Annotated in this window: 1 protein-coding gene; it reads right to left on the bottom strand. The window is 36.7% G+C overall.

All coding sequences use genetic code 11. The features are described 5' to 3' along the window. Nucleotides 1-226 precede the first annotated feature (226 nt). Nucleotides 227-1,324 carry a DUF3987 domain-containing protein gene (locus H1P_RS33335; RefSeq protein WP_144875767.1) on the bottom strand — a complete coding sequence of 366 codons (1,098 nt, stop codon included), beginning with the start codon at nt 1,322-1,324 and terminating at the stop codon, nt 227-229. Nucleotides 1,325-1,415: the final 91 nt, after the last annotated feature.

Below are 1,415 nucleotides of genomic sequence, written 5' to 3'. Positions count from 1 at the left end.
TTTTGGTCTTAGTTTCATGACTAAAGATAGCCAAAATTAAGTTTGATAATTGGGTCATCATATCATCAATTCTAAGAACTAATTCTGTCTTCAATTAATTGTTAATTTTACTGAATTTATCATGTTTTTACTCGGGATCGCGTCGTTAAAAAGAAGCACTTCATACTACTACTCTTCTTTTTTGACTTTTATCCTTTCTTTCTTCAATTATCTGTTTTCGCTCAATTTAAGATGCGTTTGCCCTGAGCAATCCCTTATCTGGCTGATCGCCTTGTATTTTAGCAATTGACTCCGTTGTGGCATCATTGGCGTAATATTCTCTAACTGTTGGTTCATCTCCTCTTTCTTCATAGTCTGTATCTTCCCATTCTTGATGAGCTATTTTATATCGTTCTTCTTCTTCTATTTGCATTTCTATCAAAGGGTTTGTTAAGACTTTAAATGCAGGAGATTTACCACTACCACTAGGAGCGCATATGGCAGTGTAAATGATAGGTAGAGCCTCAAATTCACAAGCCTTAATCAAGACAAGTTTATTAACGTCATTAAAAAGCAGAGATGCGGATACTGATAAAAGTATAGTTAGTAAGCTAACTGGTCGCATTCCCAGATATGACGCTATTTTTTGCAAAGGCTGGGCTGGAGAAGGCTGTAAATAATCCTTTAAATCTGGTTCGTAGTTTTCCAACTCCAAAAGACTATCTATCTTTTCCTTAGCGATTTCTCTGTCTTCTATCTGAGTTGCTTCGACATGACTATCTTGAGGAATATCTTGGCTAGCAGCTTTGTCCACAGGTTTATCCACAACTCTAGTTTCCATCGCTTGTTTAATTTGGTAATTTAAGACTTTGATAATTTCGTCGGCGTTCATATTTAGGTCTGAGATATAGTCGGCGAAATCGTACTTATCTGGTTTGTCTTTTAACCATTGATAGACATCAAGTATCAGGTATTTTACTTGATGCTCTAAACAAGCTTGTTCTAGGTCTGTAGCCTTTTTGATTCCTGCTTCATCCTTGTCAGGAATGATGACGATAGTGATATCCTTTTCCTTCACTGAGTCTAAGCATTGAGGGCTTTTAGACAGTGAGCTAATATCACTGGCAACTAATCCCACACTTCGACAAGCTTCAATACTCTTTTCGCCTTCTACAACAAAGATGCATTTTCCTGATGCATGAGATAAAGCTTCATTAAGACGATAGGAGTTAACCTCTTTAAACTCAGTTTGAGTAATATCTAATTTATCTAGTGCTTCTACTATGCTTTCTTTATTGGCTACTCTAGCTAGGGTTTGCTGAATAAGTCTCAAATGTTTAGCCAAGAAAGGTTACAAGGATTTTGGGCGCCGAAAAAAGTGAGTAGAAAGGGGCGAAAAAGCCTTAAAATTGGTAAAAGACCCTTGCACTTAATAA

The organism is Hyella patelloides LEGE 07179 (genome assembly GCF_900659865.1).
Lineage (GTDB): Bacteria > Cyanobacteriota > Cyanobacteriia > Cyanobacteriales > Xenococcaceae > Hyella > Hyella patelloides.
This window is presented reverse-complemented; position numbering and strand designations above follow the sequence as displayed.